Origin of the sequence: Streptomyces sp. NPDC048389 (genome assembly GCF_040706335.1) — a bacterium.
GTDB lineage: Bacteria > Actinomycetota > Actinomycetes > Streptomycetales > Streptomycetaceae > Streptomyces.
The window spans coordinates 1-24,945 of sequence record NZ_JBEZKP010000057.1 but is presented as its reverse complement, the minus strand read 5'-3'; the positions used below and the strand labels follow the sequence as shown (position 1 = coordinate 24,945).

23 protein-coding genes and 2 pseudogenes are annotated in these 24,945 nt (G+C 71.9%); 11 read left to right on the top strand and 14 right to left on the bottom strand.

Annotated elements, in window-relative coordinates; translation table 11 throughout:
• Positions 1 to 135: 135 nt before the first annotated feature.
• From egtA to egtD, 4 genes are read left to right on the top strand one after another with little or no spacing between them, the layout of a single operon-like run.
• A complete protein-coding gene (egtA, locus tag AB0903_RS28645; protein ID WP_366707622.1) occupies positions 136 to 1,413 on the top strand; it encodes an ergothioneine biosynthesis glutamate--cysteine ligase EgtA in 1,278 nt (425 codons plus the stop codon).
• A complete protein-coding gene (gene egtB / locus AB0903_RS28640; protein WP_366707621.1) occupies positions 1,410 to 2,735 on the top strand; it encodes an ergothioneine biosynthesis protein EgtB in 1,326 nt (441 codons plus the stop codon). Before egtA ends, egtB begins: the two co-directional genes overlap by 4 nt.
• Complete coding sequence (egtC, locus tag AB0903_RS28635; RefSeq protein ID WP_366707620.1) at positions 2,735 to 3,487, top strand: ergothioneine biosynthesis protein EgtC; 753 nt, start codon at positions 2,735 to 2,737, stop codon at positions 3,485 to 3,487. Before egtB ends, egtC begins: the two co-directional genes overlap by 1 nt.
• Positions 3,488 to 4,450, top strand: a complete 963-nt coding sequence (gene egtD / locus AB0903_RS28630) for an L-histidine N(alpha)-methyltransferase (protein WP_366707619.1) — start codon at positions 3,488 to 3,490, stop codon at positions 4,448 to 4,450. It begins immediately after the preceding gene.
• Here the strand turns inward: egtD and AB0903_RS28625 are convergent.
• The 3 genes from AB0903_RS28625 to AB0903_RS28615 all read right to left on the bottom strand — a co-directional run bounded on the left by AB0903_RS28625 (position 4,345) and on the right by AB0903_RS28615 (position 7,553).
• Entirely contained in the window at positions 4,345 to 5,202 is an 858-nt protein-coding gene (locus tag AB0903_RS28625) for a lysophospholipid acyltransferase family protein (protein ID WP_366707618.1), read from the bottom strand. The two genes, egtD and AB0903_RS28625, sit on opposite strands and share 106 nt — an antisense overlap.
• Entirely contained in the window at positions 5,199 to 6,011 is an 813-nt protein-coding gene (locus tag AB0903_RS28620; RefSeq protein ID WP_366707617.1) for a GNAT family N-acyltransferase, read from the bottom strand. The genes AB0903_RS28625 and AB0903_RS28620 overlap by 4 nt, the downstream gene beginning before the upstream one ends.
• A gap of 294 nt (positions 6,012 to 6,305) precedes the next feature.
• The gene (locus tag AB0903_RS28615) at positions 6,306 to 7,553 is read right to left on the bottom strand and encodes an extracellular solute-binding protein (RefSeq protein ID WP_366707616.1); all 1,248 of its coding nucleotides are present in this window, start codon (positions 7,551 to 7,553) and stop codon (positions 6,306 to 6,308) included.
• A 318-nt stretch (positions 7,554 to 7,871) separates the two neighbouring features.
• Here AB0903_RS28615 and AB0903_RS28610 point away from each other — a divergent pair, with 318 nt between their 5' ends.
• A complete protein-coding gene (locus AB0903_RS28610) occupies positions 7,872 to 8,087 on the top strand; it encodes a dodecin (RefSeq protein WP_366707615.1) in 216 nt (71 codons plus the stop codon).
• Between the two features lie 134 nt (positions 8,088 to 8,221).
• Here the strand turns inward: AB0903_RS28610 and AB0903_RS28605 are convergent, their stop codons facing one another.
• On the bottom strand, positions 8,222 to 8,719 hold the full coding sequence (locus tag AB0903_RS28605) for a hypothetical protein (protein ID WP_366707614.1): 498 nt from the start codon (positions 8,717 to 8,719) through the stop codon (positions 8,222 to 8,224).
• 60 nt (positions 8,720 to 8,779) lie between these two features.
• Here AB0903_RS28605 and AB0903_RS28600 point away from each other — a divergent pair, with 60 nt between their 5' ends.
• Complete coding sequence (locus AB0903_RS28600; protein WP_366707613.1) at positions 8,780 to 9,814, top strand: LLM class flavin-dependent oxidoreductase; 1,035 nt, start codon at positions 8,780 to 8,782, stop codon at positions 9,812 to 9,814.
• Positions 9,815 to 9,961: 147 nt separating this feature from the next.
• Here AB0903_RS28600 and AB0903_RS28595 read toward each other — a convergent pair whose 3' ends face one another.
• From AB0903_RS28595 to AB0903_RS28585, 3 genes are all read right to left on the bottom strand, one after another.
• Entirely contained in the window at positions 9,962 to 10,789 is an 828-nt protein-coding gene (locus tag AB0903_RS28595; RefSeq protein WP_366707612.1) for a tyrosinase family protein, read from the bottom strand.
• A 19-nt stretch (positions 10,790 to 10,808) separates the two neighbouring features.
• Positions 10,809 to 11,213 carry a tyrosinase cofactor gene (locus tag AB0903_RS28590; RefSeq protein ID WP_366707611.1) on the bottom strand — a complete coding sequence of 135 codons (405 nt, stop codon included), beginning with the start codon at positions 11,211 to 11,213 and terminating at the stop codon, positions 10,809 to 10,811.
• Positions 11,214 to 11,538: 325 nt separating this feature from the next.
• Complete coding sequence (locus tag AB0903_RS28585) at positions 11,539 to 12,489, bottom strand: LysR family transcriptional regulator (protein ID WP_366707610.1); 951 nt, start codon at positions 12,487 to 12,489, stop codon at positions 11,539 to 11,541.
• Between the two features lie 41 nt (positions 12,490 to 12,530).
• Here AB0903_RS28585 and AB0903_RS28580 point away from each other — a divergent pair, with 41 nt between their 5' ends.
• Complete coding sequence (locus AB0903_RS28580; protein WP_366707639.1) at positions 12,531 to 13,454, top strand: serine hydrolase; 924 nt, start codon at positions 12,531 to 12,533, stop codon at positions 13,452 to 13,454.
• A 57-nt stretch (positions 13,455 to 13,511) separates the two neighbouring features.
• A complete protein-coding gene (locus AB0903_RS28575; protein ID WP_366707609.1) occupies positions 13,512 to 14,573 on the top strand; it encodes an MBL fold metallo-hydrolase in 1,062 nt (353 codons plus the stop codon).
• Here the strand turns inward: AB0903_RS28575 and AB0903_RS28570 are convergent.
• The 3 genes and pseudogenes from AB0903_RS28570 to AB0903_RS28560 form a co-directional block, all read right to left on the bottom strand.
• Positions 14,563 to 15,309, bottom strand: coding sequence for a succinate dehydrogenase/fumarate reductase iron-sulfur subunit (locus AB0903_RS28570; protein ID WP_366707608.1), 747 nt, complete (start codon positions 15,307 to 15,309; stop codon positions 14,563 to 14,565). The two genes, AB0903_RS28575 and AB0903_RS28570, sit on opposite strands and share 11 nt — an antisense overlap.
• Positions 15,306 to 17,252, bottom strand: coding sequence for a fumarate reductase/succinate dehydrogenase flavoprotein subunit (locus AB0903_RS28565; protein ID WP_366707607.1), 1,947 nt, complete (start codon positions 17,250 to 17,252; stop codon positions 15,306 to 15,308). The genes AB0903_RS28570 and AB0903_RS28565 overlap by 4 nt, the downstream gene beginning before the upstream one ends.
• 1 nt (position 17,253) lies before the next feature.
• Positions 17,254 to 17,960 (bottom strand): annotated as a pseudogene (locus tag AB0903_RS28560) (succinate dehydrogenase).
• A 93-nt stretch (positions 17,961 to 18,053) separates the two neighbouring features.
• On the opposite strand from AB0903_RS28560, the gene AB0903_RS28555 reads away from it, so the two are divergent.
• Entirely contained in the window at positions 18,054 to 18,974 is a 921-nt protein-coding gene (locus AB0903_RS28555) for a LysR substrate-binding domain-containing protein (RefSeq protein ID WP_366707606.1), read from the top strand.
• Here the strand turns inward: AB0903_RS28555 and AB0903_RS28550 are convergent.
• From AB0903_RS28550 to AB0903_RS28535, 4 genes and pseudogenes are all read right to left on the bottom strand, one after another.
• On the bottom strand, positions 18,944 to 21,106 hold the full coding sequence (locus AB0903_RS28550; protein WP_366707605.1) for an EAL domain-containing protein: 2,163 nt from the start codon (positions 21,104 to 21,106) through the stop codon (positions 18,944 to 18,946). The genes AB0903_RS28555 and AB0903_RS28550 overlap by 31 nt on opposite strands.
• Positions 21,103 to 21,912: an SAM-dependent methyltransferase gene (locus AB0903_RS28545; protein WP_366707604.1), complete on the bottom strand. Its 810-nt coding sequence runs from the start codon at positions 21,910 to 21,912 to the stop codon at positions 21,103 to 21,105. The genes AB0903_RS28550 and AB0903_RS28545 overlap by 4 nt, the downstream gene beginning before the upstream one ends.
• Positions 21,913 to 22,159: 247 nt before the next feature.
• Positions 22,160 to 23,134 (bottom strand): SCO0930 family lipoprotein, encoded by a 975-nt coding sequence (locus AB0903_RS28540; RefSeq protein ID WP_366707603.1) that lies wholly within the window; start codon positions 23,132 to 23,134, stop codon positions 22,160 to 22,162.
• A gap of 218 nt (positions 23,135 to 23,352) precedes the next feature.
• A pseudogene (locus tag AB0903_RS28535) lies at positions 23,353 to 23,685 on the bottom strand (prolyl aminopeptidase); the annotation flags it as partial.
• A 25-nt stretch (positions 23,686 to 23,710) separates the two neighbouring features.
• Between AB0903_RS28535 and AB0903_RS28530 the strand changes: the two are divergent.
• Entirely contained in the window at positions 23,711 to 24,130 is a 420-nt protein-coding gene (locus AB0903_RS28530) for a MarR family transcriptional regulator (protein ID WP_366707602.1), read from the top strand.
• A 168-nt stretch (positions 24,131 to 24,298) separates the two neighbouring features.
• Positions 24,299 to 24,817 (top strand): hypothetical protein, encoded by a 519-nt coding sequence (locus tag AB0903_RS28525; RefSeq protein ID WP_366707601.1) that lies wholly within the window; start codon positions 24,299 to 24,301, stop codon positions 24,815 to 24,817.
• The last annotated feature ends 128 nt before the right edge of the window (positions 24,818 to 24,945 follow it).

The following is a 24,945-nucleotide window of genomic DNA, read 5'->3' as shown; positions in this document are numbered from 1 at the left end:
TCGTCATGATCGAGAACCGCAGGTGACGCCCGCAAATACATTTCCCCTCCTGAGGGGCGTTTCAAAGGCGCTCTTGTGCGTGGCCGCGGCAGTGGCTTTAGGTTGGCTGAGTCCCTTCTAATGGAGGAGTCGATCATGCATCCACCCGGGACGGGCGACTTCGGCCGTCCGCTGTCCGAGCCCGAGGCCGAGGACCTGCTCCGATGCATCTGTTTCAAGACCGGCCCTCCCCGCACCGTCGGTGTGGAGCTGGAGTGGCTGGTCCTCGCGAGGGAGCAGCCCGAGAAACCCGTGCCGCAGGACCGCCTCGAGGCGGCCTTCGACGACGTACGCGCCCTGACACTGAACTCGGCCCTCACCTTCGAGCCCGGCGGCCAGCTGGAACTCAGCTCGCGCCCCGCCGCCTCACTGATGGAGTGCATCGACTCCACAGCCGCCGACCTGGCGGCCGTACGAGCGGCGCTCCGCACGGCGGGCCTCACTCTGAACGGGCTGGGCCTGGATCCCTGGAATCCGCCCCGCCGCATCCTCCACCAGCCGCGCTACGACGCGATGGAGGCGTATCTCGACCGGTCCGGCCCCTTCGGGCGCGCCATGATGTGCAGTTCCGCCTCGGTCCAGGTGTGTCTGGACGCCGGTGAGGAGGAGCCCGGGCCGCTCGGCCACGGCCGCCGCTGGCGGCTCGCCCACCTGCTCGGCCCCGTACTGCTGGCGGCGTTCGCGAACTCCCCCCTGCTGGCAGGGCGTCGCACGGGCTGGCGTTCCACGCGTCAAGCGGTGTGGAACATGCTGGATCCGGTGCGCCCCACGGCGCCGCCGCTGGACGCGGAGCCGCGTTCGGCGTGGACGGCACACGTCCTGGACGCCCCGGTGATGTGTGTGCGCACCCGGGAGGGCCCCTGGCCCCTTCCCGACCGGCTCACCTTCCGGGAGTGGCTGCGCTCGGACACCGAGCGGGCGGCGACGGCGGAGGACCTCCAGTACCACCTCACGACGCTCTTCCCGCCCGTGCGGCCCCGTGGCCATCTGGAGCTGCGCATGATCGACGCACAGTCCGGCGAGGACGGCTGGATGGTGCCGCTGGCGGTCACCACCGCGCTGTTCGACGATCCGGAGGCGACGGAGACCGTGTACCGGGCCCTCAAGCCGCTCGCCGAGTGCATGGACGCCTACGCCACCGCTCCGCGCAACCCGTTGTGGGTGGCGGCGGCGCGGCACGGGCTGGCAGAGCCGGAACTGCACGCCGCCGCCGTGACGTGTTTCGCCGCCGCGCTGGACGCGCTGGACCGGCTCGGCGTCTCCGCGCCGGTGCGCGGCGCCGTCGCCCGCTTCAACGACCGCCACGTCCTGCGGGGCCGGTGCCCCGCCGACGACCCGAGCTTTCCCTCCGTGGGGGAGGAGTACCGCACATGACCGACGAACTGCGGCGTCAGGCCGTCGACGCGCTGACCCGGGCCCGTACCCGTACCTCCGCTCTCACGTCATGTGTCGAGGACCACGACCTGACCGCGCAGCACTCCCCGCTGATGTCGCCGCTGGTCTGGGACCTGGCCCACATCGGCAATCAGGAGGAGCAGTGGCTGCTGCGCAACGTCGGCAAGGGGGAGGCACTGCGGCCCGAGATCGACTCGCTCTACGACGCCTTCGAGCATCCGCGCGCGACGCGTCCGTCGCTGCCTCTGCTGGCGCCCGCGGAGGCACGGATCTACGCGTCCGACGTCCGCGGACGGGTGCTGGACATCCTGGAGCGGACACCGTTCGAGGGCGGTCCGCTGGTGGATGCGGGCTTCGCGTTCGGCATGATCGCCCAGCACGAGCAGCAGCACGACGAGACCATGCTGATCACCCATCAGCTGCGGAAGGGCCCGGCCGCGCTGTCCGCGCCCCCGCCGCCCGTCCATGACACCGGTGGCTTGCCGACCGAAGTCCTGGTACCCGGCGGGGTGTTCACGATGGGTACGTCCACCGAGCCGTGGGCGCTGGACAACGAGCGGCCCGCGCATGAGCGCGTCGTGCCGGCGTTCCACATCGACACGGTGCCGGTGACCTGCGGCCGGTACCGGACGTTCATCGAGGACGGCGGTTACCGCGAGCGGCGCTGGTGGGCCGACGAGGGCTGGGACCAGATCCGCCGGCACGGCATCGGCGCTCCGCTGTTCTGGCGGCGGGAGGGCAGCGTGTGGCTGCGCCGCCGCTTCGGCGTGACCGAGGAGGTGCCGCCGGACGAGCCCGTACTGCATGTCAGCTGGTACGAGGCGGACGCGTACGCCCGCTGGGCGGGGCGCCGGCTGCCCACGGAGGCCGAGTGGGAGAAGGCCGCCCGGCACGATCCGGGCACCGGCCGGGTCCGGCGCTACCCGTGGGGCGACGAGGAGCCCACGGCGGCACACGCGAACCTCGGCCAGCGCCATCTGCGGCCCGCCCCCGCGGGCAGCTATCCGGAAGGGGCGTCGCCGCTGGGTGTGCGGCAGCTGATCGGCGACGTGTGGGAGTGGACCGCGAGCGACTTCCTGCCGTATCCGGGCTTCGCGGCGTTCCCCTACCGGGAGTACTCGGAGGTGTTCTTCGGCAGTGAGCACAAGGTGCTGCGCGGCGGTTCCTTCGCCGTCGACCCGGTCGCCTGCCGGGGCACGTTCCGCAACTGGGACCTGCCGGTGCGCCGCCAGATCTTCTCCGGCTTCCGTACGGCGCGGGACGCACAGGAGCGGGGCAGCGGGAAGGGAGGGCTCTCCTGATGTGCCGTCATATAGCCGTGCTGGGCCCGTCGGAGCCGCTGGGCACCGCGCTCGTCGGGCCGCCGAACGGCCTGCTGCACCAGTCCTGGGAGCCGCGGCGCCAGCGACACGGCACGGTCAACGCCGACGGTTTCGGCGTCGGCTGGTACGCGGAGGGCGACCCCGTTCCCGCCAGGTACCGGCGTGCGGGGCCGATCTGGGGGGACCTGTCCTTCGCCGACCTGGCGCGGGTGGTGCGCAGTTCCGCGGTGCTCGCCGCCGTGCGGGACGCGACCGAGCCGGGTGCGGACGCCGAAGCCGCGGCGGCGCCGTTCGCCTCCGGGCCCTGGTTGTTCAGCCACAACGGGGCGGTGCGCGGCTGGCCCGCCTCCATGGGCGCGCTCGCCATGGCACTGCCCGCGGACGAATTGCTGTCGATGGAGGCGCGCAACGACTCGGCGCTGCTGTGGGCGCTGGTGCTGCGCCGGCTGCGCGCGGGCGACGGCCTGGGGCAGGCGCTCGCCGACACCGTCCGTGACGCGGCCGCGGCCTCTCCGGAGTCCCGGCTGAACCTGCTCCTCACCGACGGCACGTCGATCGCCGCGACCGCGTGGGGCGACACCCTCTGGCATCTCACCGATCCCGGCCGGCGCACGGTCGTGGCCTCCGAGCCGTACGACGACGATCCCCTCTGGCAGGAGGTGCCCGACCGCACGGTACTCACCGCGTCCCGCACCGAGATCCTGCTGACCGAGCTCAAGGAGCCGACCTAAGTGAGCCCGTTCCTGCTGACCCGTACCCTGCCCGAGGACGCCACGGACGCCGCGCTGCGCGGCGACGTGCTGCACGGCCTGACCCGTACGCCCAAGTCCCTGCCGCCGAAGTGGTTCTACGACGCGCGCGGCAGCGAGCTCTTCGAGGAGATCACCAAGCTCCCCGAGTACTACCCGACACGTGCCGAGCGGGAGATCCTCGCCGAACGGGCGCCGGAGATCGCCGCGGCGACCGGGGCGCGGACCCTGGTGGAGCTCGGTTCCGGCTCCTCGGAGAAGACCCGTTTCCTGCTCGACGCTCTTTCCGGCCTGCACACCTATGTGCCGGTGGATGTGAGCGAAAGCGCTCTGACGGGGGCGGCGGAAGCGCTGCTCGCCGAGCGTCCGGCGCTCAATGTGCACGCTCTGATCGCCGACTTCACCCGGGGGCTGGCGCTGCCCGGCACACCGGGGCCGCGGCTGGTCGCGTTCCTGGGCGGCACGATCGGCAACCTGCTCCCCGGTGAGCGTGCGGTGTTCCTGCGGTCGGTGCGTGCCCTGCTGGATCCCGGCGACTTCCTGCTGCTGGGGACCGACCTGGTGAAGGACGAGGCGGTGCTGGTGCGTGCGTACGACGACGCGGCCGGGGTGACCGCCGAGTTCAACAAGAACGTGCTCGCCGTCCTCGCCCGTGAACTGGGCGCGGACGTCGACCCGGGCGATTTCGACCATGTGGCGCTGTGGGACAGCGACAACGAATGGATCGAGATGCGGCTGAGGGCGCGTTCGGCCCTCACCATGAAGATTCCGGAGCTGGATCTGGCGGTGCCGTTCGAGGCGGGTGAGGAACTGCGCACGGAGGTGTCCGCCAAGTTCCGTCAGGACGGTGTCCGGACCGAACTACGGGCGGCGGGCCTGGAGCTGACGCACTGGTGGACGGACGAGGAGGGCCGGTTCGCCCTGTCACTCGCGACGGCGAGCTGAGCCGCCAGCGCCAGTGAGCGGCGGTCGGGCCGGCTCCCGGGGAGGATCGGCGGCAGCAACCGGATCTCCGCGGTGAGCGACCCGGCCGTCGCGACCCGCCACAGGGAGGTGGACAGCGGGTCGTCACCGACGAAGGCCGCCGCCCCGGTCGGCAGGTAGGTGATGCGTACGGGCTGGACGGCCACGCCCGCGTCCAGCGCGGCCTGGAAGGCGGCCGGCCGGAACCGTCCCCGGCCACGGCCGCACCAGGTGGAGCCCTCGGGGAAGACGACGACCCGGGACCCGTCGCGCAGCGCGCCCGCCATCGTCGCCACAGTGGCGGGCAGCGTGCGCAGCCGGTCACGTTCCACGAAGAGGGTGCCGCCGCGGGCGGCGAGCGGCCCGAGGACGGGCCAGGAACGCACCTCGCTCTTGGCCAGCATCCGCCCCGGCAGCACGGCGGCGACCAGCGGGATGTCCAGCCACGAGATGTGATTGGCCACGACAAGCGAGCTTCGCAGGCCGTGCGGGACTCCCACGACGCGTATTCGCACGCCGAAGGCCCGCAGCACGACCCGTGACCAGCAGCGGGTCAGCCGGTGTCGGCGGGCGGCGCCCAGCGGCGCCGCGAGAGGGGCGAGCAGTACGCCGCAGGCGATGGCCGCCAGGCCCGCGAGCAGCCGGACGGCGGCCCTGACGGGGCCGGCCGCAGGACCGTGGTGGGTGGCGCAGCCCTCCGGTGTGCAGGGTGCGGCGGGCAGCCAGACGCTCATCGGACGGGTGCGAGGGAGAGGAAGTGGCGCAGGTAGCGGGGGTTGGTGCGGCGCAGGGACAGCAGGACGTAGAGGTCGGCGACGTTGAAGTCGCCGTCGTGGGCGGGGGCGCCGCACACCCAGGCGCCGAGCCTGAGGTAGCCGCGCAGCAGCGGCGGCAGTTCGGTGCGGCCCGCGGGGCGGATGGCGGTGTCGGCGTTCCAGAGCTTGTGCGGGGTGACCCAGTACTCCTCGGGCGCGAGGTTCTTCTCCCGTACGGTGTCCCAGGTCGCGGCCGCGAGACCACCGCCGTCGGTGAGGGGGACGGAGCAGCAGCCGGCCAGCCAGTTGTGGCCGGTGCGGGTCATGTAGCGGGCGAGTCCGGCCCAGGTGAGTGCGATCACGGCGCCGTTGCGGTGCAGCGGGTGGACGCAGGAGCGGCCGACTTCGACGAGGTCGTCCCGGATGGGGCCGAGGCGGCTGAGGTCGAACTCGCCCTCGGAGTAGAGACGGCCGGCGATCCGGGCGCGCTCCGGTGGGAGCAGCCGGTACGTGCCGACGACCTCGCCGGTGTCGGCCTCCCGGACCAACAGGTGGTCGCAGTAGGCGTCGAAGGCGTCGGTGTCCAGGCCCGGCTCCGGCCCGTCGAGCCGGGCCCCCATCTCTCCGGCGAACACCTGGTGGCGCAGCCGCTGGGCGGCTCGGACGTCTTCCTGGTCGCGGGCGAGCGAGACCACGTAGCGGGGCTCGTCGCCGTGAGCCGGCAGGGGCGTGGGCGCGGGGGCCCGGGTGGAGATCGGGGCGGTCGCGACGAGCTGGGGTGCGGGCATGGCGGTCTCCTGTGCCGGACGGAAGGACGGACCGCGGGTGCGGCGGCCCGACTCCTTGTTTCTTCCGTGGCCGGCTGGATTCGACATGACCACCCAGTGAAGAGCGGATGTGGGGACCCGCAACTGCCGGTCGCTGAGCGGCGGCCGCAGCGGGGTCGCGTCCCGCGACGTGGTGCGGGGATGCGGAGTTCGTGACTCCGCTGCTCCGTCGACCGGACCTGCCGTCGTCCGTCCGGATGCCCGACGGCCCGGCCCGCGGCGCGCCCACCGGGCCGTCGCGGGACCACGGCCCCGTCAGGGACGCAGCGCCGCCGTGATCCTGTCGGAGGCGGTGCGCGCCGCGCGTGCCGGGTCCTGCCCCTGGAGGACGGCCGTCATATAGGGCTTGATCGGGTTGTCGGCCTCGACCGCCGCCCACTGGGGCGAGTTGGGGGTGGCGCGGCCCTTCGCGGCGCCGGCGGCCATCGCTGAGGTGCCCTCGTTGTTCTCGATGACGCCGGCGAGCGTCGTCTTGTTCGGCACGTAGTTCATCGTCAGGGCGAGTTCCGTCTGCCATTCCTCGCTCGCGAGCGCCGTGATCACATCGACGGCCGCGGACCGGTGCTGCGCCTTCTCCGGCACGATCAGGTCGGAGCCGCCGATGAACACGGCGCCCGGCGCCTCCGAGGTCTTTCCCGGCACGGGGAAGAAGCCGAGCTTCCCCTTGAGTGCGGGGTTGGCCTTCTCGATGGCGGGCACCAGGCTCGGCACCGCGATGATCTGCGCGACGTCCCCCTGGGCGAAGACGTTCTCCTGGGGCGGGGTGACCTCGTCGGCGTCCTTCGGCCCGTCGCCGTGCGACTGGAGCTCCTGGTAGAAGGCCATGCCGCGCAGCGCCGCCTTGGTGTGCAGGGCTCCCTCCCAGTTGCCGCCCCGCTCGACGGCCAGCTCTCCGCCCTCGTCCCAGACGAACCCGGCGAGGGTGTACCAGTCCTGTCCGGAGAGGTATATGCCCTGTCGGCCGCTGCCGTCGAGCTTCTCGGTCATCTCCAGCCACTCGGCGCGGTCCTTCGGCGGTTCCGTGATGCCCGCCGCCTCGAACAGGTCCTTGTTGTAGATGACGACCCGGTTGGCCGCGTACCACGGGATGCCGTACTGGGAGCCGTTGATGCTGCCGGGTTCCGCGAGGCCCGGCAGCCACTCCTCGCTGCCGAGGTCGCGGACCGACTCGAGGGTCAGGTCACGCAGGGCGTCACTCTCCGCGTACCGGGCGACCTGGGTGTTGCCGACCTCGATGACCTCGGGGGCCTCGTCGCTCTCCAGCGCCGCCATGACCTTCTCGCCGATGCCCGTCCACTGCTGGAAGGTGACCTCCAGTTCGACGGACGGATGTTCCTTCTCGTACTCGCTGGTAAAACGCTCGAGGAACTCTTCGGAGACGCTGCCCTGCATCAGCCAGACGTCCACGGTCGTCTTGCCGGAACCGCCGGGGAGGACCCCGCAGCCGCCGAGCGTGACGGCACAGACGAGCGCGGTGGTCAGGGCGAACGAGCGGTTCTTCACGTAGGACACCTTCTGCGGGGCACGGAGGATGGACCCGACGTGGGGGGAAGCGCGCAGCGCTCGCACGGGTGTGTGGCTGGATTTTGGTCTGCACCAAAGGCCCGGTCAAGTCCGGCGGCCGAGGGAGAACCCGTGAGCGCCCGGCACGGTCCGCTCACGGGGCCTTCACGGCGTGTTCGTGCGTGTGGCCAAAACGCATCCATGCCGCGGTGTCCGGCGGGACATGCCGGTGTGCGCGGCCCTCCGGTCCGGACGCCTCGCGGGAAGCGTTCCGGTGGGGCACGGTGGAGAGAACGCATCGAGAGGAGCGCGACAGACATGTCCAACCACACGTACCGCGTCACCGAGATCGTGGGCACCTCGCACGACGGGGTCGACCAGGCCGTCCGAAACGGGATCACCCGCGCGTCCCAGACGCTGCGGGGCCTCGACTGGTTCGAGGTGACGCAGGTCCGCGGTCACATCGTCGACGGGCAGATCGAGCACTACCAGGTCGGCCTGAAGGTCGGCTTCCGCCTCGAGGACGGCGACTGACCTGTTCCGAGCGGCCGCCGACCCGTCCCATCCGGCCGCCGACCTCTTCCGAGCGCGCCGACCCGTCCTACCCGGCCGCTGCCCCGTCCCCCCGGCCGCCGACCTCTTCCGACCGGTATCGCGGGACGGCCGCCTCAGGTGCGGCCCTCGCGCTCCTGCGCCTCCCGCATCACCGGTGTCGTACTCGACGCGCCCCAGCGCGCCGCGCGGACCACTCGGAAGCCGGAGTGCTCCGCGTCCTGGCAGACCAGTTCGTCGTCGTCGACCAGCATGCCGACCTCCCGGTCGCGGGCGAGCCGCCGCAGGATCTCCAGCTTGGTCCTGCGGGCCGGCCGCCGGTCGTCGTTGCGCCGCATGAACAGACGGCCCTCCGGCAGCCCCTGTGCGGCGAGCCAGGCCACGGTGTCGGCCCTGCACCGCTCCGGCCTGCCCGTGAGGTACACGACCTCGCACTCCTTCGCGGCCTCCAGGCACAGCGCCACCCCCTCCGCGAGCGGCGGGTCGTCGGGGGCTGCGGCGAAGAAGGCGTCCCAGGCGCGGGGTTCGCGTTCCAGCAGATGCTGGCGGTGCCCGGCGTCGGAGAGCGTCCCGTCGAGGTCGAATACGGCCAGCGGCCTGCTGCTGCGTGTCACGTTCCCCACCCTAGAGCGGGGAACGGGAATCCCCGCGGGCTCTGAGCGTTGCACCCGTATGTGAGTTCAGTGATCGCACCGGTCCGCCTGTCCGTGCTCGACCGTTCCCGCACCCGGGAGGGGCACGACGGCCCCGCCGCGCTGCGCGACACCGTGGGGCTCGCCCGGCACGCCGAGGCGCTCGGCTACCACCGGTTCTGGGTCTCGGAGCACCACGGTGTGCCGGGCGTCGCCGGTTCGGCGCCCACGGTGCTCGCGGCGGCCGTCGCGGCCGCCACCGGGTCGATCCGCGTGGGGACCGGCGGGGTCATGCTGCCCAACCACCAGCCACTGGTCGTCGCCGAGCAGTTCGGGGTGCTGGAGTCACTCTTCCCCGGCCGCGTGGATATGGGGCTGGGCCGCTCCGTCGGCTTCACCGACGGCGTCCGCCGGGCGCTGGGCCGGGAGAAGAAGGACGCCGAGGACTTCGCCGCGCAACTGGATGAACTGCTGGGCTGGTTCACCGGCGAGCAGTCCGCGCACCCGCAGGTCCGGGCCCGCCCTTCGGAGGGGCTACGGGTTCCGCCGTACGTGCTCGCCACCGGCGAGGGAGCCCGCGTCGCGGCGCGTGCCGGTCTGCCGCTGGTCATCGGCGATCTTCGGAGCCGGGACCGGCTGCTGGCGGCCGTGGACGGCTACCGGCGGGAGTTCCGTCCGTCCCGCTGGGCCGAGCGGCCGTACGTGATGGTCTCCGGCACCGTCGCGGTCGCCGGGACGGAGGAGGATGCGCAGCGGCTGCTGATGCCGGAGGCGTGGTCGATGGCGTACTCGCGCACCCGTGGGACCTTTCCGCCACTCATGTCTCCGGAGCGGGTCGAGGCACTGGAGATGACCTCCAAGGAGCGCGGCTTCTACGAGTCGGGGCTGCGGGGCCACATCGCGGGCACCGAGGAGCAGGTCGCCGACGCGCTGGGGAAGGCGGTCGGGGAGAGCGGCGCCGACGAGGTGCTGGTCACGACGAGCACGTACGACCGCGCGGCGCTGCTGGACTCGCTGCGGCGGCTGGCCCGGATCGCGGGGCTGACGCCGGCGGGCCGACCCCTGTCGCACAACTGACCCCGGGACCGACCCGCACCGCGACCGACCCCGGGACCGACCCGCACCGCGACCGACCCCGGGACCGACCGGAGCGGCGTCCGGCGGCACGGGCGGCCGGTCTCCCGACGTGGGTCCGGGCGGCGGTGGCGCCGCCCGGACGGCGGGTCACGCGGCGGTGTCGTAGGTGTAGTGCGGTCGGTGGTCGAGCAGGTCGGCGGGGGTCACGTCGTTCCAGGGGCGCATCGTGTCGTGCAGGTCCACCACGTCGGACGTGCCGCCCGCCGGGGCGTACGCCGCGTCCGGGTGACGCTCCTGCCACTGCGTCCAGAGCCGGTCGATGAAGGCGTGGTGCAGCCAGAACACCGGGTCGTTGGGCGAGACTCCGGTGACCATCTGACCGCCGACCCAGACGTGGACCCGGTTGTGCAGGTTGACGCCGCGCCAGCCTTCGAGGTGGTTGCGGAAGCCGTCGGACGCGCTGTTCCACGGCGGCATGTCGTAGACGGGCATGGCGAGGACGGAGTCGGTCTCGGCCCGGGTGGGCAGTTGGAGGCCGTGGGCACCGAGCGAGCGGCGCAGATAGTCACGGCCGTCCACCCGTACCGTGATGGGCCAGTTCCCGGTGGAAGCGGCGAACGGCCCGTCCATCACCCGGCCGTCGCGGCTGCGCCCGGTGCCGCCGAGGAAGTCGGCCGCCCAGAGCGAGGAGGCGGGTGTCCGGTCGGCCGTCCAGTCCCAGTAGGGCAGGGCCACGGACGGGTCGACGGACTGGAGGGCCTGCTCGAAGTCGAGGAGGAATCTGCGGTGCCATGGCAGGAACGACGGTGAGCGGTGGCCGGTCCGCGGCCCGTGGTCGGTGTCGGCCATGATGAAGCCGTTGTGGGTGGTGACGAAGTCGTCGTAGCGGCCGGTGCGTTTGAGCTCGAGCAGGGCGTCGGTGAAGCGCCTCTTCTCGGCGGTGGTGAGCGCGGCCTGGTTCTTGCGTACGGTCATGGTGCGGGATGCTCCCGGATCAGGCGAGGTCGACGGGGACGAGGGAGGCGCCCTGGAGCTCCAGGACGGCGGCGCGGGCGATGGCCCGCGGGGTGGCCTGTGGCTCGTAGTGGTTCACGACGCTGATCCAGGTGCCGTCGGTGTTGCGCATGACGTGCAGTTCCCGGCCGTCGATCCGCACGGCCCAGCCGCCCGCGTGGTGATCGTGGTGTCCACCGGCGTGCGACGGGCCGCCCTGTATCCGGCGGCCGAGGTAGACCTCGTCGAAGGGCTGCGGAGTGCGCGGGTCGGTGCGCCGTGACCCTTCGGACGGCGCTGCCGGTACGGCCGATACGACCGGCGCGGCCGGTGCCGCGCCGACGACCGCGAGGCCCGCGGCGGCGGCGCCGGCGCCCAGGGCCCGGCGTCGGGTGAGTCGGGACATGGCTGTTCCCCCAGAGGTGCTGTGGTCCGTACGGCGGTGTGGTCGGCACCGCCGTGAACATGCCTACCTGGCTCCCCGGTGCGTCCGGAAATCGGTGCGGACCGGTTGGCCGTGAAATGGACAACTCACCGCGAGAGGTACAGAATTGAACGAAGTTGATCTTGCGATGCCGCACCCTTCCCGGCCCTCTGGAAGCGAATATTCCGCTCCGAAGCCGACCTCTTCACGGATTTTCTGCGGCAAGGGGGCGAAAGTCCTGCGGATTCCCCCGCCCTCAACATGACTGGAACATATGCCGATCCGTTTCGCCGCGGCGAGCGATCCCTCAGCCGTACACCACCGACCATGGCCGGGGTCCCTGCTCCTCTCCCCCGCCGTACGGCACCGCCGTGCGGTCCCGACCGAGCACCTCCGCCGCGACAACCGCGAACTCCCGGGCAGCGGCGCCGTGCGGCGACCGGCGCGGCCAGGCCGCGCGGATCCGCTGGGCGAGCGGTCGTCCGACGAGCGGCCGCCAGGCGGCCCTGGGTTCCTTCCGTGCGACCGGTCCCTGGTCGAAGGCGACTCCGTGGCCAGCCGTCACCAGGCCGATCAGGAACTCGGGGTTGCGTGCGTGTCTGACCCGGCCGGGGACGAAACCACCGCGCCGGCAGACGTCGAGCGCCATGTCGTACCAACCGGGCGCCGACGCCCGGGGGAAGAGGACGAGGTCATGGCCGGCCAGGTCCGCCAGGTCGACCTCGGGAAGCCGTGCGAGCGGCGAGGTGCGGGGCAGCACCACCCCCAGCTCGATGCGGACCTCCGGGCCCAGCTCCAGCTCCGTGGCGTCGACCGGCTGATGCACGAGGCCCACGTCCAGGCCCCCGGAGGCCAGCAGCCGCAACTGCTCGTCCGTCGTCACCTCCTGGAGATCCACCCGCAGTCCCCGGTCGTCGCACTGGGCGAGGAGCGCGCCGAGCACGGCGGCCGAGGTGTCGGGCGGCACGCCGGCACGCAGCGTGCCGAGGTCACCGTCGCGGGCCCGCCGTACGAGCGCCCTCGTCCGCTCCTCGCGGGCCAGCAGCTGCCTCGCCTCGTCCAGGAGCACCGACCCGGCCGGGGTGAGCCGAACCTGCCGGCGGGAGCGGTCGAAGAGTTCGGCCCCGAGGTCGTCCTCCAGCCGGCGCACGGCACGGCTGAGCGGGGGCTGGGCCATGCCGAGTCGTTCGGCTGCTCTCCCGAAGTTCAACTCGTCGGCGACGGCGACGAAGATACGCAAGTGGCGAAGGAGATCCACAAGGCGACCATAGGCGACAGACGGGAGTGCTGATCCGGATGCTGGTGGAGGAAAGGCTGGGCGCGGTGTTCGCCGCGGCGGGGGCCGAGGGGGTGCTGCACGCCGTGGATGTCGACGGCCCCGGCGAGGTCGGGTGCCGCCCCGACGAACCGGTGGTGGTGGCCTCCGTGTTCAAGGTGCTGCTGGCGCTGGAGTTCGCCCGGCAGTCGGAGGCCGGTCAGCTCGACCCCCGGGAGCGGGTCCGCGTCGGTGCGGACCGCCGGCTCGGCGGCTGGGGCACCGGAGGCTGCCTGGACGACGTGGAGCTCTCGCTGCGCGACCTCGCGCACTTCGCCATGGCGGTGAGTGACAACACGGCCGCCGACCTGTTGATGGAACGGGTGGGACCGGACACCGTGGCGCTGCTCGCCGGGGAACTCGGGCTGGTGAACACCCGGATCGTGGGCGGCCCGAGGCAGTTGCTGGAGTCGATGCTCGCCGAGGTGGGGGCCGCGGACGAGCGGGAGTTCGCCGCGGTGTTCCCGGCCCTGTCACCCGAGCGGGTGCGGGCGCTCGGCGTCCACGACCCGGCCCGCACCAACGCGAGCACACCGCGCGACATGACACGGCTGCTGGGGATGGTGTGGCGCGACGAGGCCGGGCCGCCCCGGGCATGCGCCCAGGTACGGGAGCTGATGGCGCGCCAGGTGTTCCGGCACCGGCTGGCCGCCGGGTTCGGGGACGGGGTGCGCGTCACCGCCAAGACGGGCACGCTGCCCGGGCTGCACAACGAGGTGGGCGTGGCCGAGTTCCCGGACGGCGGGCGGTACGCGGTCGCCGTGTTCGCCCGCACACCGGACCTCGTCGCGAACCATACGCAGACGGACGTCGCCATCGGCGCGGCGGCGCGGACCGCGGTGGATCTGCTGCGCGGTCCCCGGTCCGGGCAGGCCCTCCGACCAGGCGTCATGCGCCCCGAGGTATGAGTCGTGCGGCGACCGGGTCTTGGACACTGGCCGCCCTGGGCTGGTCTGCTCTGCCTCATGAGCGAACACACGAACACACGCCACGACGACGGGCGACGGGCCTTCGTACGGCGGAGCCTGCTGCGCGGCGCGGCCCTGGGCGCGGCGGCTCCGCTGCTGCCCGCCGCGGCGCACGCCGCCCAGGACGCGGTGCCCGCCGGGGCGGCGCCGGGCACCTCTGACGCGCCGCGCCCCGACACGGCCGCCCGGCCGGCGCAGGCCGGCCCCCACGCGGCCACCCTGCGCTGGCTGGGCACATCCGGCTGGCGCATCGGCGTCGGCGGCCGGACCGTCCTGTTCGACCCGTACATCACCCGCTTTCCGACCGGTCTGTTCGGGCCGAGGGGGAGCTTCGACCCGAACACCCGGCTGAGCTGCGACGAGGAGCTGGTGGCCCGCCACGCGGGCAGCCCCGAGCTGGTGCTCGTCAGCCACACCCACTGGGACCACGTGGGCGACGTGCCGTACATCGCGGCGTCGACCGGTGCCCGGGTGCTCGGCACGGAGACGACGTACCACGTGCTGCGGGCGCTCGGCGTGGACGCCGGGCAGATCAGCGTGGTGAAGGGCGGCGAGGTGCTCGACTTCGACGGATTCACGGTCGAGGTGGTCGCGAGCCGGCACAGCCGCAACGCGAAGTGGTCCTACTTCGCGCCGGGCACACTCCACGCCGCACCGCGCCGGGCCCCGCGGACGATCTCGGACCTGCCGGAGGGCGACACGCTCGCCTTCCACGTGACCGTCGCCGACGGCCCGTCCTACTTCCTGATGGGCGCCAGCGACTTCGACGAACGGTCCGCGGCCGGCCTGCGGCCCGACGTGCTGATGGCGGCGACACCCGCGACCCGGTCGACACACCGCTATCTGCCGCGGCTGCTGGCCGCGCTCGGGAGCCCGGGGACGGTCGTCCCCGTCCACTGGGACAACTTCGAGGAGCCGCTGAGCGCACCGCCGCGGCGTGATCCGGCGATGGACCTCGACGCGTTCACCGCCGAGATCCGCCGGCTCTCCCCCGCCTCCCGGATCGTGGTGCCCGACTACGCGACGCTCTACGGCGCCGATCTGCGGCCTACCGCCTGACCTTCCGGGCCGCCCGCAGCCACTCCCGGTTCATCGAGGCGATGGAGGGCAGCTCGATGCCCTTCGGGCAGGCGGTGGCGCACTCCCCGGTGAGCGTGCAGCCGCCGAAGCCCTCGTCGTCCATGGCCGCGACCATGTCCAGCACCCGGGTCTCACGCTCTGGTGCGCCCTGCGGCAGCACGCCCAGGTGGTTCACCTTCGCCGAGGTGAAGAGCATCGCCGAGCCGTTGGGGCAGGCCGCCACGCAGGCTCCGCACCCGATGCACTCGGCGTGCTCGAAGGCGGAGTCGGCGTCCGGCTTGGGTACGGGCGTGGCGTGGGCCTCTGGCGCCGATCCGGTGGGAGCGCTGATATAGCCGCCGGCCTGGATGATCCGGTCGAAGGCGGAGCGGTCGACCACCAGGTCCTTGACGACGGGGAAGGCCGAGGCCCGCCACGGCTCGACGTCGATGGTGTCGCCGTCGCGGAAGGAGCGCATGTGGAGCTGGCAGCTGGTGGTGCGTTCCGGGCCGTGGGCGTCACCGTTGATGACCAGTGAGCAGGCGCCGCAGATGCCCTCGCGGCAGTCGTGGTCGAAGGCGACGGGCTCCTCACCGCGCAGGATGAGCCCCTCGTTGAGCGTGTCCAGCATCTCCAGGAACGACATGTCCGGGGAGATGCCGTCCACCTCGTAGGTGGCCATGGCGCCTTCGGCGTCCGGGTTCTGCTGGCGCCAGACGCGCAGGTTGAGCTTCATGCGTAGCTCCGCTGGGTGGGGTGGACGTACTCGAAGACGAGGTCTTCCTTGTGCAGTACCGGTGCGGCGCCGGTGAACTCCCAGGCCGCGGCGTAGGCGAACTCGTCGTCGTTGCGGGCGGCCTCGCCGTCGGGGGTCTGCGACTCCTCACGGAAGTGGCCGCCGCAGGACTCCCCGCGGTGCAGGGCGTCGAGACACATCAGCTCGGCGAGCTCCAGATAGTCGACGACGCGGTTGGCCTTCTCCAGCGACTGGTTGAACTGCTCTCCGGTGCCCGGCACCTTGATCCGGCGCCAGAACTCCTCCCGGATCCGCGGGATCCGCGCCAGGGCCTCGCGCAGGCCCTCGTCGGTGCGGGCCATCCCGCAGAACTCCCACATGAGTTCGCCGATCTCGCGGTGGAAGGAGTCGGGCGTCCGGTCGCCGTCCACAGCCAGCAGCAGGCTGATCCGGTCCTCGGTCTCCGCGACGGCCCCGGTGACCGCGGGGTCCGAGGGGTCCACGGCGTCGAGGCCGCCGTGGGCGAGATAGTCGTTGATGGTGGACGGCAGGACGAAGTAGCCGTCGGCGAGGCCCTGCATGAGGGCGGAGGCGCCGAGACGGTTGGCGCCGTGGTCGGAGAAGTTGGCCTCACCGATGGCGAAGAGGCCCGGGACCGTGGTCTGGAGGTCGTAGTCGACCCAGAGTCCGCCCATGGTGTAGTGGACGGCCGGATAGATCCGCATCGGGACCTCGTAGGGGTTCTCCGCGGTGATCCGCTGGTACATCTCGAAGAGGTTGCCGTACTTCTCCTCGACCCTGTCCCTGCCCATCCGCGCGACGGCGTCGGCGAAGTCCAGGTAGACGCCCTGCCCGCCGGGGCCGACCCCGCGTCCTTCGTCGCAGACGTTCTTGGCCGCCCGTGAGGCGATGTCACGGGGGACGAGGTTGCCGAAGGAGGGGTAGATCCGCTCGAGGTAGTAGTCGCGCTCGTCCTCGGGGATCTCGTTCGCCGGCCTGGCGTCGCCGCGCGCCTTGGGCACCCAGATGCGGCCGTCGTTGCGCAGCGACTCGCTCATCAGCGTCAGCTTCGACTGGTGTTCGCCGGTCCGCGGGATGCAGGTGGGGTGGATCTGGGTGAAGCAGGGGTTGGCGAAGTACGCGCCGCGGCGGTGGGCTCGCCAGATCGCCGTGGCGTTGGAGTTCATGGCGTTGGTCGACAGGTAGAAGACGTTGCCGTAGCCGCCGGTGGCGAGGACCACCGCGTCGGCGAGGTGCGTGGAGATCTCCCCGGTGACCAGGTCGCGGGCGACGATGCCGCGGGCCCGTCCGCCGACGACGATCAGGTCGAGCATCTCGGTGCGCGCGTGCAGGGTGACGGTGCCGGCGGCGATCTGGCGGGAGAGCGCCTGGTAGGCGCCGAGCAGTAGTTGCTGGCCGGTCTGCCCACGGGCGTAGAAGGTGCGGGAGACCTGGACGCCGCCGAAGGACCGGGTGTCGAGAAGTCCCCCGTACTCGCGGGCGAAGGGGACGCCCTGGGCGACACACTGGTCGATGATCTCGACGGAGATCTCGGCGAGGCGGTGGACGTTCGACTCACGGGCGCGGAAGTCGCCGCCCTTGACGGTGTCGTAGAAGAGCCGGTGGACCGAGTCGCCGTCGTTGCGGTAGTTCTTGGCCGCGTTGATCCCGCCCTGTGCGGCGATGGAGTGGGCCCGCCGCGGGGAGTCCTGGTAGCAGAACTGCTCGACGTGGTAGCCCTGTTCGGCGAGTGTGGCGCCCGCGGCGCCGCCGGCGAGACCGGTTCCGACGACGATGACGGTGTGGCCGCGGCGGTTGGCCGGGTTGACCAGCCCGGCCTCGAAGCGGCGCCTGGCCCAGCGTTCCGCGACCGGCCCGCCGGGCGCCTTGGCGTCGGCGATCGGGGCGCCGACCTCGTAGTCGGCGTAGTGGGGGTAGGTCATGTCAGCTCACCACTCCGGTCATGACGGCGACGGGTACGGAGACGAATCCGGCGGTCAGTGCGAGCGCCAGGCCGTCTGCGGCGGTCCTCAGGGCGCGGTCGCGGCGGGCACTGCCGATCCCAGGGTCTGCGCGGCGCTCCAGAAGCCGTGCCGGACGTGCAGCCCGACGGCCAGCATGGCGACGATGTAGATCACGTTGCCGTACCAGGTGGAGAAGGTGTCCACGACGTTCTGGTAGGGGCGCCCCTCCTCGAAGCCGCCCGCGTGGACGGTGCCGGTGGTCAGGTCGAGGACGTGCCAGGCGATGAACAGCGCGAGAATGACGCCGCCCCAGCGCATGGTGCGGGTCGCGTAGCTCGCGCCGGGCCGCTTGTGCACGTACGCGGTGGGCCGGGCCCTGATGTCGCGCCGACTGAGCTGGTACGCGCTGACCGCGTGCGCGACGACGGCGGCGAGCAGTACGACCCGGACGATCCACAGGGCCCAGGAGTGGTGCAGGACCGGGGCGCCCATGGTGCGCAGCCAGTGACCGTAGGCGTTGAACTCCGCCGGCCCGAAGAAGATCTTGAGGTTGCCCATCACATGGGCGACGAGGTAGCCGAGCATGATCAGACCGCTGACGGCCATGACCGTCTTCTTGCCGACGGTCGAGCGCCAGAAGGTGCGTGCCATGGACGGTTGCCGTTCCGTCCGCGTTGCCAGAGCCATGGTGCCGACGCTAGGGCCGGTGCCCGTCAGAGGTCCAAGACATGATCCGGCTCATGTCGATAGACCAAGCCTATTGAGCCGTAGACTCGTGGCATGCAGTTGCAGCAGCTCCGCTACTTCACCGCGGTCGCAGAGACCCTTCACTTCACCCGGGCCGCGGAGCGGGTCCATGTCTCCCAGCCGTCGCTCTCCCAACAGATCCGGGCACTGGAGCAGGAGCTCGGCGCGGATCTCTTCCGTCGCGCCCGGGGCAACATCGCCCTCACGGACGCCGGTCAGGCGCTGCTCCCGCTCGCCCGCCGGATCCTCGCCGACACCGAGACGGCCCGCCGCGAGGTCCAGGAGGTGGCTCAGCTGCGGCGCGGCCGGGTCCGGCTCGGTGCGACGCCGAGCCTGTGCACCGGTCTGCTGCCGCAGGTGCTGCGCACCTTCCACGATCTGCACCCGGGCGTCGAGATCCTCGTCGAGGAGTCCGGTTCGCACGATCTCGTACGGGAACTGGCGCGCGGCGCGCTCGACCTCGCACTCGTGGTGCTGCCGCTGCCGTCCTCGTCGCCGGCGCTCAGCACGGTCGAGCTGCTGCGGGAGGATCTGGTCGTGGTCTCCTCCCCGGCGGCGCCCGCCCCGCCCGCACCGCTGCGGATCGCCGATCTCGCCGGTGAGCCGCTGGTGATGTTCCGGCACGGCTACGACCTGCGGGATCTGACGGTCGCCGCCTGCCGGGCCGAGGGGTTCGAGCCGTCGTTCACCGTGGAGGGCGGCGAGATGGACGCCGTCCTCGGGTTCGTCAGGGCGAGCCTCGGTGCCGCCGTGGTTCCCGCCATGGTGGCCGAGGGGGCGGGCGGCGATCTGCGGGTCACAGCGCTCGCCGGGCCGGGCCTGCGCAGAACGATCGGGCTGGCGCACCGCAGCGATGTCGCGCCGCCGCGGGCGGCCCGCGAGTTGCAGCGGGTGCTGCTGGACTCGCGGGCCGTCGGGTGGCGTCAGACCGTGTCCGCCAGCACCAGGGTGTGAATCCGCTCGGGGGCGCCCGGCCGCGCGTAGTACCAGCCCTGGGCGGTGTCGCAGCCGATCTCCCGCAGCTGCTCCGCCTGCGCGGCGGTCTCCACCCCCTCGACCGTGACGGCCAGATCCAGGCTGTGGGCCAGCGATACGATGCCCTCGACGATCTTGAGGTCGACGGGGTCGGCGGGATGGCGCTGCATGCCCTGGGTGAACGAGCGATCCAGCTTGAGGACGCTCACCGGCAGCCGGCGCAGATTGGCGAGGTTGGAGTACCCGGTGCCGAAGTCGTCGAGCGCTATGTCGACACCCATCTCCGCCAGGTGCCGCAGCGGTTTGAGCCGGTCCTCGTCGGCGCCGATGAGCGCCGACTCGGTGACCTCCAGGCACAGTGCGCCCGGTTCGAGGCCCGACCGCTCCAGTACGTCGATGGTGTCGGCCACCAGCCCGGGATGCCGGAGCTGGGCGGGCGAGAGGTTGACGTTGATCCGCAGCGGTCCGCCGTCGCTGTGCCGCCTGCTCCAGAACCGGGCCTGGCGCACGGCCTCCTGGAGCACCCAGCGGCCCAGCGGGACGATCAGCCCGGTGCGCTCCGCGAGCGGGATGAACCGGTCCGGGCCGAGCACCCCGTGCTGCGGGTGGCACCAGCGCACCAGCGCCTCCGCGCCGTGCACGCTGCCGTCGCCGAGGTGGACCAGTGGCTGGTACTCGATGAAGAACTCACCGCGCTCCAGGGCTGCGGGCAGCGCGTTGGTCAGCCCGTGCCGGGTGATGGCGCGGGCGTCGGCCTCCGGGTCGGCGAGCTCGAAGCGGTTGCCGCCGGCGGACTTGGCCCGGTACATCGTGATGTCGGCGCTGCGCAGCACCTCGGCGCTGGTCCGCTCCCCGGCCGGTCCTTCGACGATGCCGATGCTGCCGCGTACCGTGAACTCCCGCCCGTCGACGCGGATCGGGGTCGACAGCGCGTTCAGGATGCGGCCGGCGAGTTCGTCGACCTCGTGCTGGGTGTCGGGCCCGGTGGTCAGTGCCACGAACTCGTCGCCGCCGAGCCGGGCGACCATCTCGCCCGGCGCGGTGGCGCAGCTCTGCAGCCGGTCGGCGACCTCCACCAGCAGCCGGTCGCCGGTGGCGTGACCGAGGCTGTCGTTGATGGTCTTGAAACCGTCGAGGTCGAGGTAGCAGAGCCCGAAGCGGGTGCCGTTGCCGCCGCCGACGGCCTTCTCCAGCCGTTCGAAGAACAGGGTGCGGTTGGGCAGGCCGGTCAGCGCGTCGTGTGTGGCCTCGTACCGCAGCCGCAGGTTGAGCAGCCTGCGCTCTGTGGTGTCCTCGAAGAGCGCCAGCTGGTACTGCGGCCGGCCTTCGGCGTCACGCAGCAGGGAGACGGTCAGATTGGTCCACAGGACGGTGCCGTCGTTGCGGTAGAACGGCTTTTCGACCCGGTAGTGCTCCCGCTCGCCCTTGACCAGCTCCCGGTAGAACTCCCATACCTGCGGCCGGTCCTCCGGATGCGCCCAGTCGGTGACCTTGCGGCCGCGGACGTGGTTCTCCAGGCCGCCGAACATCTGGGTCAGCGTGTCGTTGACCTCGAGGACGTTGCCCTCGAGATCGGCGATGCCGATGCCGATCGCGGCGCCCTCGAAGACCGCGCGGAAGCGGACCTCGGTGGCGTGCATCGCGTCCAGTGCCTCACTGCGGGCCAGTAGCGACGAGCGGGCGATGGACTCCTGCTCGGCCAGCGTGCGCTCACGGAGCGCCTGGGCGAAGCCGGCGGCGAGCGCGTGCTGCAGCCGGGCGCAGCGGGCCCGGCTCTCTTCCGCGCTGAGGTCGGGATCGCCGCAGTAGAGCACCAGGTAGGCGTCGATCACGCCGAGGGTGCGGCCGAGGGCGTCGGGGTCGGTGCAGTGCGCGCCGACGAGCGCGGCACCCACCTGCTGGGCGGGCCGGGCGGTGAACGGGCGGGCGTGGAGCGCGCTGCTCAACTCCCTGGCGAGCGGGAGCAGATGCTGTTCGAACTCCGGCCGGGTCAGCGACGTGGCCGTGGCCGGGAAGATCGCCCGGCTCCAGATGGTCGCGAACCGCCTGAGCCGATCCTCCAGCACGCCCGGATGCCCCTCCGGAGCTTCCACCTCTGTGGTATGCCTCACGCCTTGCGCCCCACTCCGGCGAAACCGGAGAAGGCATACGGATCCTCCTGGTCGACCGGCCCGTCCGGCCGCCAGTGCGGCATGGACACCAGGCCCGGCTCGACCATCTCGTACCCGTCGAAGAACCGGGAGATCTGCTCGCGTGAGCGCATCACCAGCGGATTGCGGATGTCCCGGTACACCTCGACGGCGCCGCCCGCCTGCTCGGGGGGCACCGGGATGCCCTCGAACGAGGCATGGGTGAGCATCAGCAGACTGCCGGGGGCCAGCGCGTCCCGCAGTTCGGCCACCGCCCCGTACGGGTCGTCGTCCTCCTCGATGAAGTGGAGGACGGCGACCAGGAGCAGGGCCACCGGCCGCTCGAGGTCGAGGAGTCCGGCCTCCGGACTGTCGAGGATCTGCCGGGGCGCCCGCAGATCGGCGGCGACGACACCCGAGCGCTTGTCCCCGTCGAGTACCGCGCGGCTGTGGGCGACGGCCACCGGGTCGTGATCGACGTAGAGGACCCGTGCGTCCGAGGTGGCGCTGCGGGCGACCTCGTGGACGTTGCCGAAGGTCGGAATGCCGGATCCGATGTCGAGGAACTGCGTGATGCCCGTGCCCACCGCGTAGTTGACGGCCCGCCGCATGAACGCCCGGTTCGCTTGCATGATCTTGGGGAGTCCCGGCATGTACTGCATGGCCTTGCGCGCGGCCGCCCTGTCGACCTCGAAATTGTGGGAGCCGCCCAGATAGAAGTCATAGATGCGGGACACGCTCGGCACCGATATGTCGATGCCCTGCGGGGCCCAGGCGGGACGCTCCATCGATGTCTCCAACAAGTCGCCACGGGGGAGTTCGGCCGTGTTCATGGCCGGCGTTCGAGCCGAGGCTACTGATCGCCCGCCAAGAGGGCGACCCCAACCGGAAATTAGCGGTCCGTTCTTGGTCACACCTGTTCGTCACTGGCCCTGGGCAACAGTCCTTGTCACAATCACCCCGCACATGCGCCGGCCCGCCGTCACGCGTGTGGCGTGAGGCGGGCCGACTCCTGCCGGAGGCGCAGCGTGGGGACTACTTGGGCGCTCCGACCGGCTTTCCCTCGGGCGAGACGGCGTACCAGGTGCCACCGACGCCCTGGCCGTTGGTGTCACCGGGCTTGGCGTCGCCCTTGAAGGTGTAGATGGGCCAGCAGTCGATCGTCTGCTGCACGATCCCGTCGGGGCGGTCGAAGGTGACGAAGCCCTTCTTGAGGATTCCGACCGTGTCGTTCTTCTCGACGGGTGCCACGACCGGCCACTTCTCCAGGCAGTCGCCGGTGCACGCGGTCTTCATGGGCCAGGCGGAGTCCTTCATGAACCGGTAGACGGTCATGCCGTTCTTGTCGACCACGATCTCGCCGAGCTTGGGATCCTTGCGCACGGAAAGCCCCGCGAGGTCGGCCGGCGCTGTGCCCTCGTCACCGCCCGCCTCGCCGCCGCCCGCGCCCGGGGACGCCTTCTTGCCGTCCGGGGCCGCCGCGTACCAAGTACCCCCGATGCCCTGGCCCTTGACGTCACCGGCCTTGGTGTCCTTGGCGTAGCGGTACATGGGCCAGCCGTCGATCGTGAGCTGCTTGGTGCCGTCCGCCCTGGTGACCTCGCCGATCAGGGACGGGTCGACGCCGGGTGCCGCGGAAGCGCCGCCCGCCGCCACGACGGGCCAGGTCTTCGCACAGTCGCCTTCGCAATTCGACTTGGGAGGATTCGCGGTGTCCTTGTCGAACCGGTACAGCGTGAGGCCCGCACTGTCGGCGACGACCTTACCGAGCTCCTCGCTCTCCCAGACCGCGAGCTGCCCGGCCGGCTTGGCGGCGGCGGCCTCGCCGCCGGCGGCCGAGCCGTAACCGGCGTCGGAGCCATAGCCGTTGCCGGGCTGTGCGGCGGGGTTGGCCGCACCGACCGCCTGGCCGTTTGGTGTTTCGGTGCCCTTGTCCTGACCGCACGCCGTCGTCAGCGCGAGTACGGCCGCTGCAGTCACCGCGAGCGAGGCGTTCCGCCAGGTGTTCATGTCCACTCCCGTAGTTCATCCATCCGGTCCGGCGCCCCGAGTGCGCCGTTCATGGCCCTAGGTACGGACGGGAGTGCGCCGCATGTTCAACCGCGTTCGGAAAATCTTCGGCCTGGCGACCGCGAAGAGTTGAAATGCCCCTTCCCGCAGATGAATTCCCCCCACGTGGAACCGCCACAGAAATGGCCGGATCTCAACTGCCCCGATGGGCACACCAGTCACACGGTGTACCGAAATCGTTCCAGAGAGCCGATGACCCGGCTTCGCATCGCGGCGCTGCCCTTGTGCCCGGCGTCGTCCACGACCACCAGTTCCGTGTCGGTCCAGACGCTGCGGAGTTCCCACGCGGTCTTGAGCGGTGAACCGAGATCGAGCCGGCCGTGGAAGAGCGCTCCGGCAATTCCTTTCAGGCGTCCCGCGTCGCGCAGCAGCGCCCCTTCCTCGAGCCACGCTCCATGCGCGAAACAGTGGGCCGCGATCCGCACCAGCGCCCTCCGCGCGCCCGAGGGCCGTCCCCCGTAGGGGCCGGGCGCGCCGTTCGGTTCCAGGCTCCTGCTCGCCCAGCTCGACGCCGGCGTGGCAGCCGTCTACGTGGAGCTGGACCTCGAAGGCGTGCGCCCGCGCTACGCCCCGGTCCTTCGCGCTCTGGCCGCCGCCGGTCCCGGCTCGATCCAGGAGCTCGCCGCGGCCACCGGCGTGACCCACTCGGCGGCGAGCCGGACCGCGGCCCGGCCGGCCAAGGACGGCCTCGTGGCCGTCGGCACCGGCAGCGACGGCGCCGGCGCATCGCGTCCCTCACCGGGAGGGCGGAGTCCCCGCTGCCCGCGCTGGACGCCGAGTGGCGGGCGACGGCCGCGGCTGCGGCCGCCCTTCGAGGCCGAGCTCCGCTTCCCGCTCAGCGAGCTCGTCGGCGATGCCCTGGAGGCACTGCGGCGGCGGCCCATGCGCGAGCGCATCCTGGACGCTGCGCCCCATCCCCCTCCGCCCGGCCGTTGAAAGCCGACACGCATGACGGCTCGCCCGCACGGATCAGCGGAATGACCCGTTTGCCCTACACCGATCGCGGCGGGCACACACCCCTCTTAGCGTTTCGGTGATCGAGGTGCATTTTCCGACCCCTGCGGAAATCGTTCCGCGACTGCTCCTCGGGACCGGAGGACCACCATGCGCGCGATACGTGCCGCATCCGCCGCTCTGCTCGGAGCGGCCGCACTCGCAGTGACGGCGGCCCCCACGGCCATGGCCGTCAACAACACGCCGTACGACTTCAACGTCACGCCCTCGACCGTCGCGGCGGGCGGCCGGGTCACACTGACCGCCGGCGGCTGTCCCAGCAGCGCCACCGTCACCTCCGCCGTGTTCGACACCGTCACCGTGCCCCGTAACGGCGCCGCGACGGCCGTCGTCGACTGGGACGCCAGGCCGGGCGCCGTGTACACGGTGCAGTTCAACTGCGTCGGACGCATCGGCACTCTGAACCTCACCATTTCCGGCGGCACCCCCAGCCCCACCGCCACGTCCACGAGGACGACCGCACCGCCCGCGGGCGTCCGCGGCGGTGTCGGCGGCAGCTTCGAAGGAATGAACACGGCGGAGATCGCCGCCGGCGGCGCGCTGGTCGCCGCCGCGGCCACCGCGACGGTGCTCGTCCTGCGCAGGCGGTCGACCAACCGCCGGCACTGACGGCCGCGGCCACCCGTTTCCGGAGCACCGTGCCCGCACCTCCGCCACAGGCGCCGACCGCCCGTCGCCCCCGGGCCGGGGGCGGACCCCGGGGGGCGGGGGGGTGGGGCCGGTCCCGGGGGGTGAAA

What these genes read in the sequence shown, in the direction of transcription:
- egtA (WP_366707622.1), top strand. Translation starts at nt 136, where the DNA reads ATGCATCCACCCGGGACGGGCGACTTCGGCCGTCCGCTGTCCGAGCCC.
- egtB (WP_366707621.1), top strand. Translation starts at nt 1,410, where the DNA reads ATGACCGACGAACTGCGGCGTCAGGCCGTCGACGCGCTGACCCGGGCC.
- egtC (WP_366707620.1), top strand. Translation starts at nt 2,735, where the DNA reads ATGTGCCGTCATATAGCCGTGCTGGGCCCGTCGGAGCCGCTGGGCACC.
- AB0903_RS28625 (WP_366707618.1), bottom strand. Translation starts at nt 5,202, where the DNA reads ATGAGCGTCTGGCTGCCCGCCGCACCCTGCACACCGGAGGGCTGCGCC.
- AB0903_RS28620 (WP_366707617.1), bottom strand. Translation starts at nt 6,011, where the DNA reads ATGCCCGCACCCCAGCTCGTCGCGACCGCCCCGATCTCCACCCGGGCC.
- AB0903_RS28610 (WP_366707615.1), top strand. Translation starts at nt 7,872, where the DNA reads ATGTCCAACCACACGTACCGCGTCACCGAGATCGTGGGCACCTCGCAC.
- AB0903_RS28595 (WP_366707612.1), bottom strand. Translation starts at nt 10,789, where the DNA reads ATGACCGTACGCAAGAACCAGGCCGCGCTCACCACCGCCGAGAAGAGG.
- AB0903_RS28590 (WP_366707611.1), bottom strand. Translation starts at nt 11,213, where the DNA reads ATGTCCCGACTCACCCGACGCCGGGCCCTGGGCGCCGGCGCCGCCGCC.
- AB0903_RS28575 (WP_366707609.1), top strand. Translation starts at nt 13,512, where the DNA reads ATGAGCGAACACACGAACACACGCCACGACGACGGGCGACGGGCCTTC.
- AB0903_RS28570 (WP_366707608.1), bottom strand. Translation starts at nt 15,309, where the DNA reads ATGAAGCTCAACCTGCGCGTCTGGCGCCAGCAGAACCCGGACGCCGAA.
- AB0903_RS28565 (WP_366707607.1), bottom strand. Translation starts at nt 17,252, where the DNA reads ATGACCTACCCCCACTACGCCGACTACGAGGTCGGCGCCCCGATCGCC.
- AB0903_RS28555 (WP_366707606.1), top strand. Translation starts at nt 18,054, where the DNA reads ATGCAGTTGCAGCAGCTCCGCTACTTCACCGCGGTCGCAGAGACCCTT.
- AB0903_RS28545 (WP_366707604.1), bottom strand. Translation starts at nt 21,912, where the DNA reads ATGGAGCGTCCCGCCTGGGCCCCGCAGGGCATCGACATATCGGTGCCG.
- AB0903_RS28540 (WP_366707603.1), bottom strand. Translation starts at nt 23,134, where the DNA reads ATGAACACCTGGCGGAACGCCTCGCTCGCGGTGACTGCAGCGGCCGTA.
- AB0903_RS28525 (WP_366707601.1), top strand. Translation starts at nt 24,299, where the DNA reads ATGCGCGCGATACGTGCCGCATCCGCCGCTCTGCTCGGAGCGGCCGCA.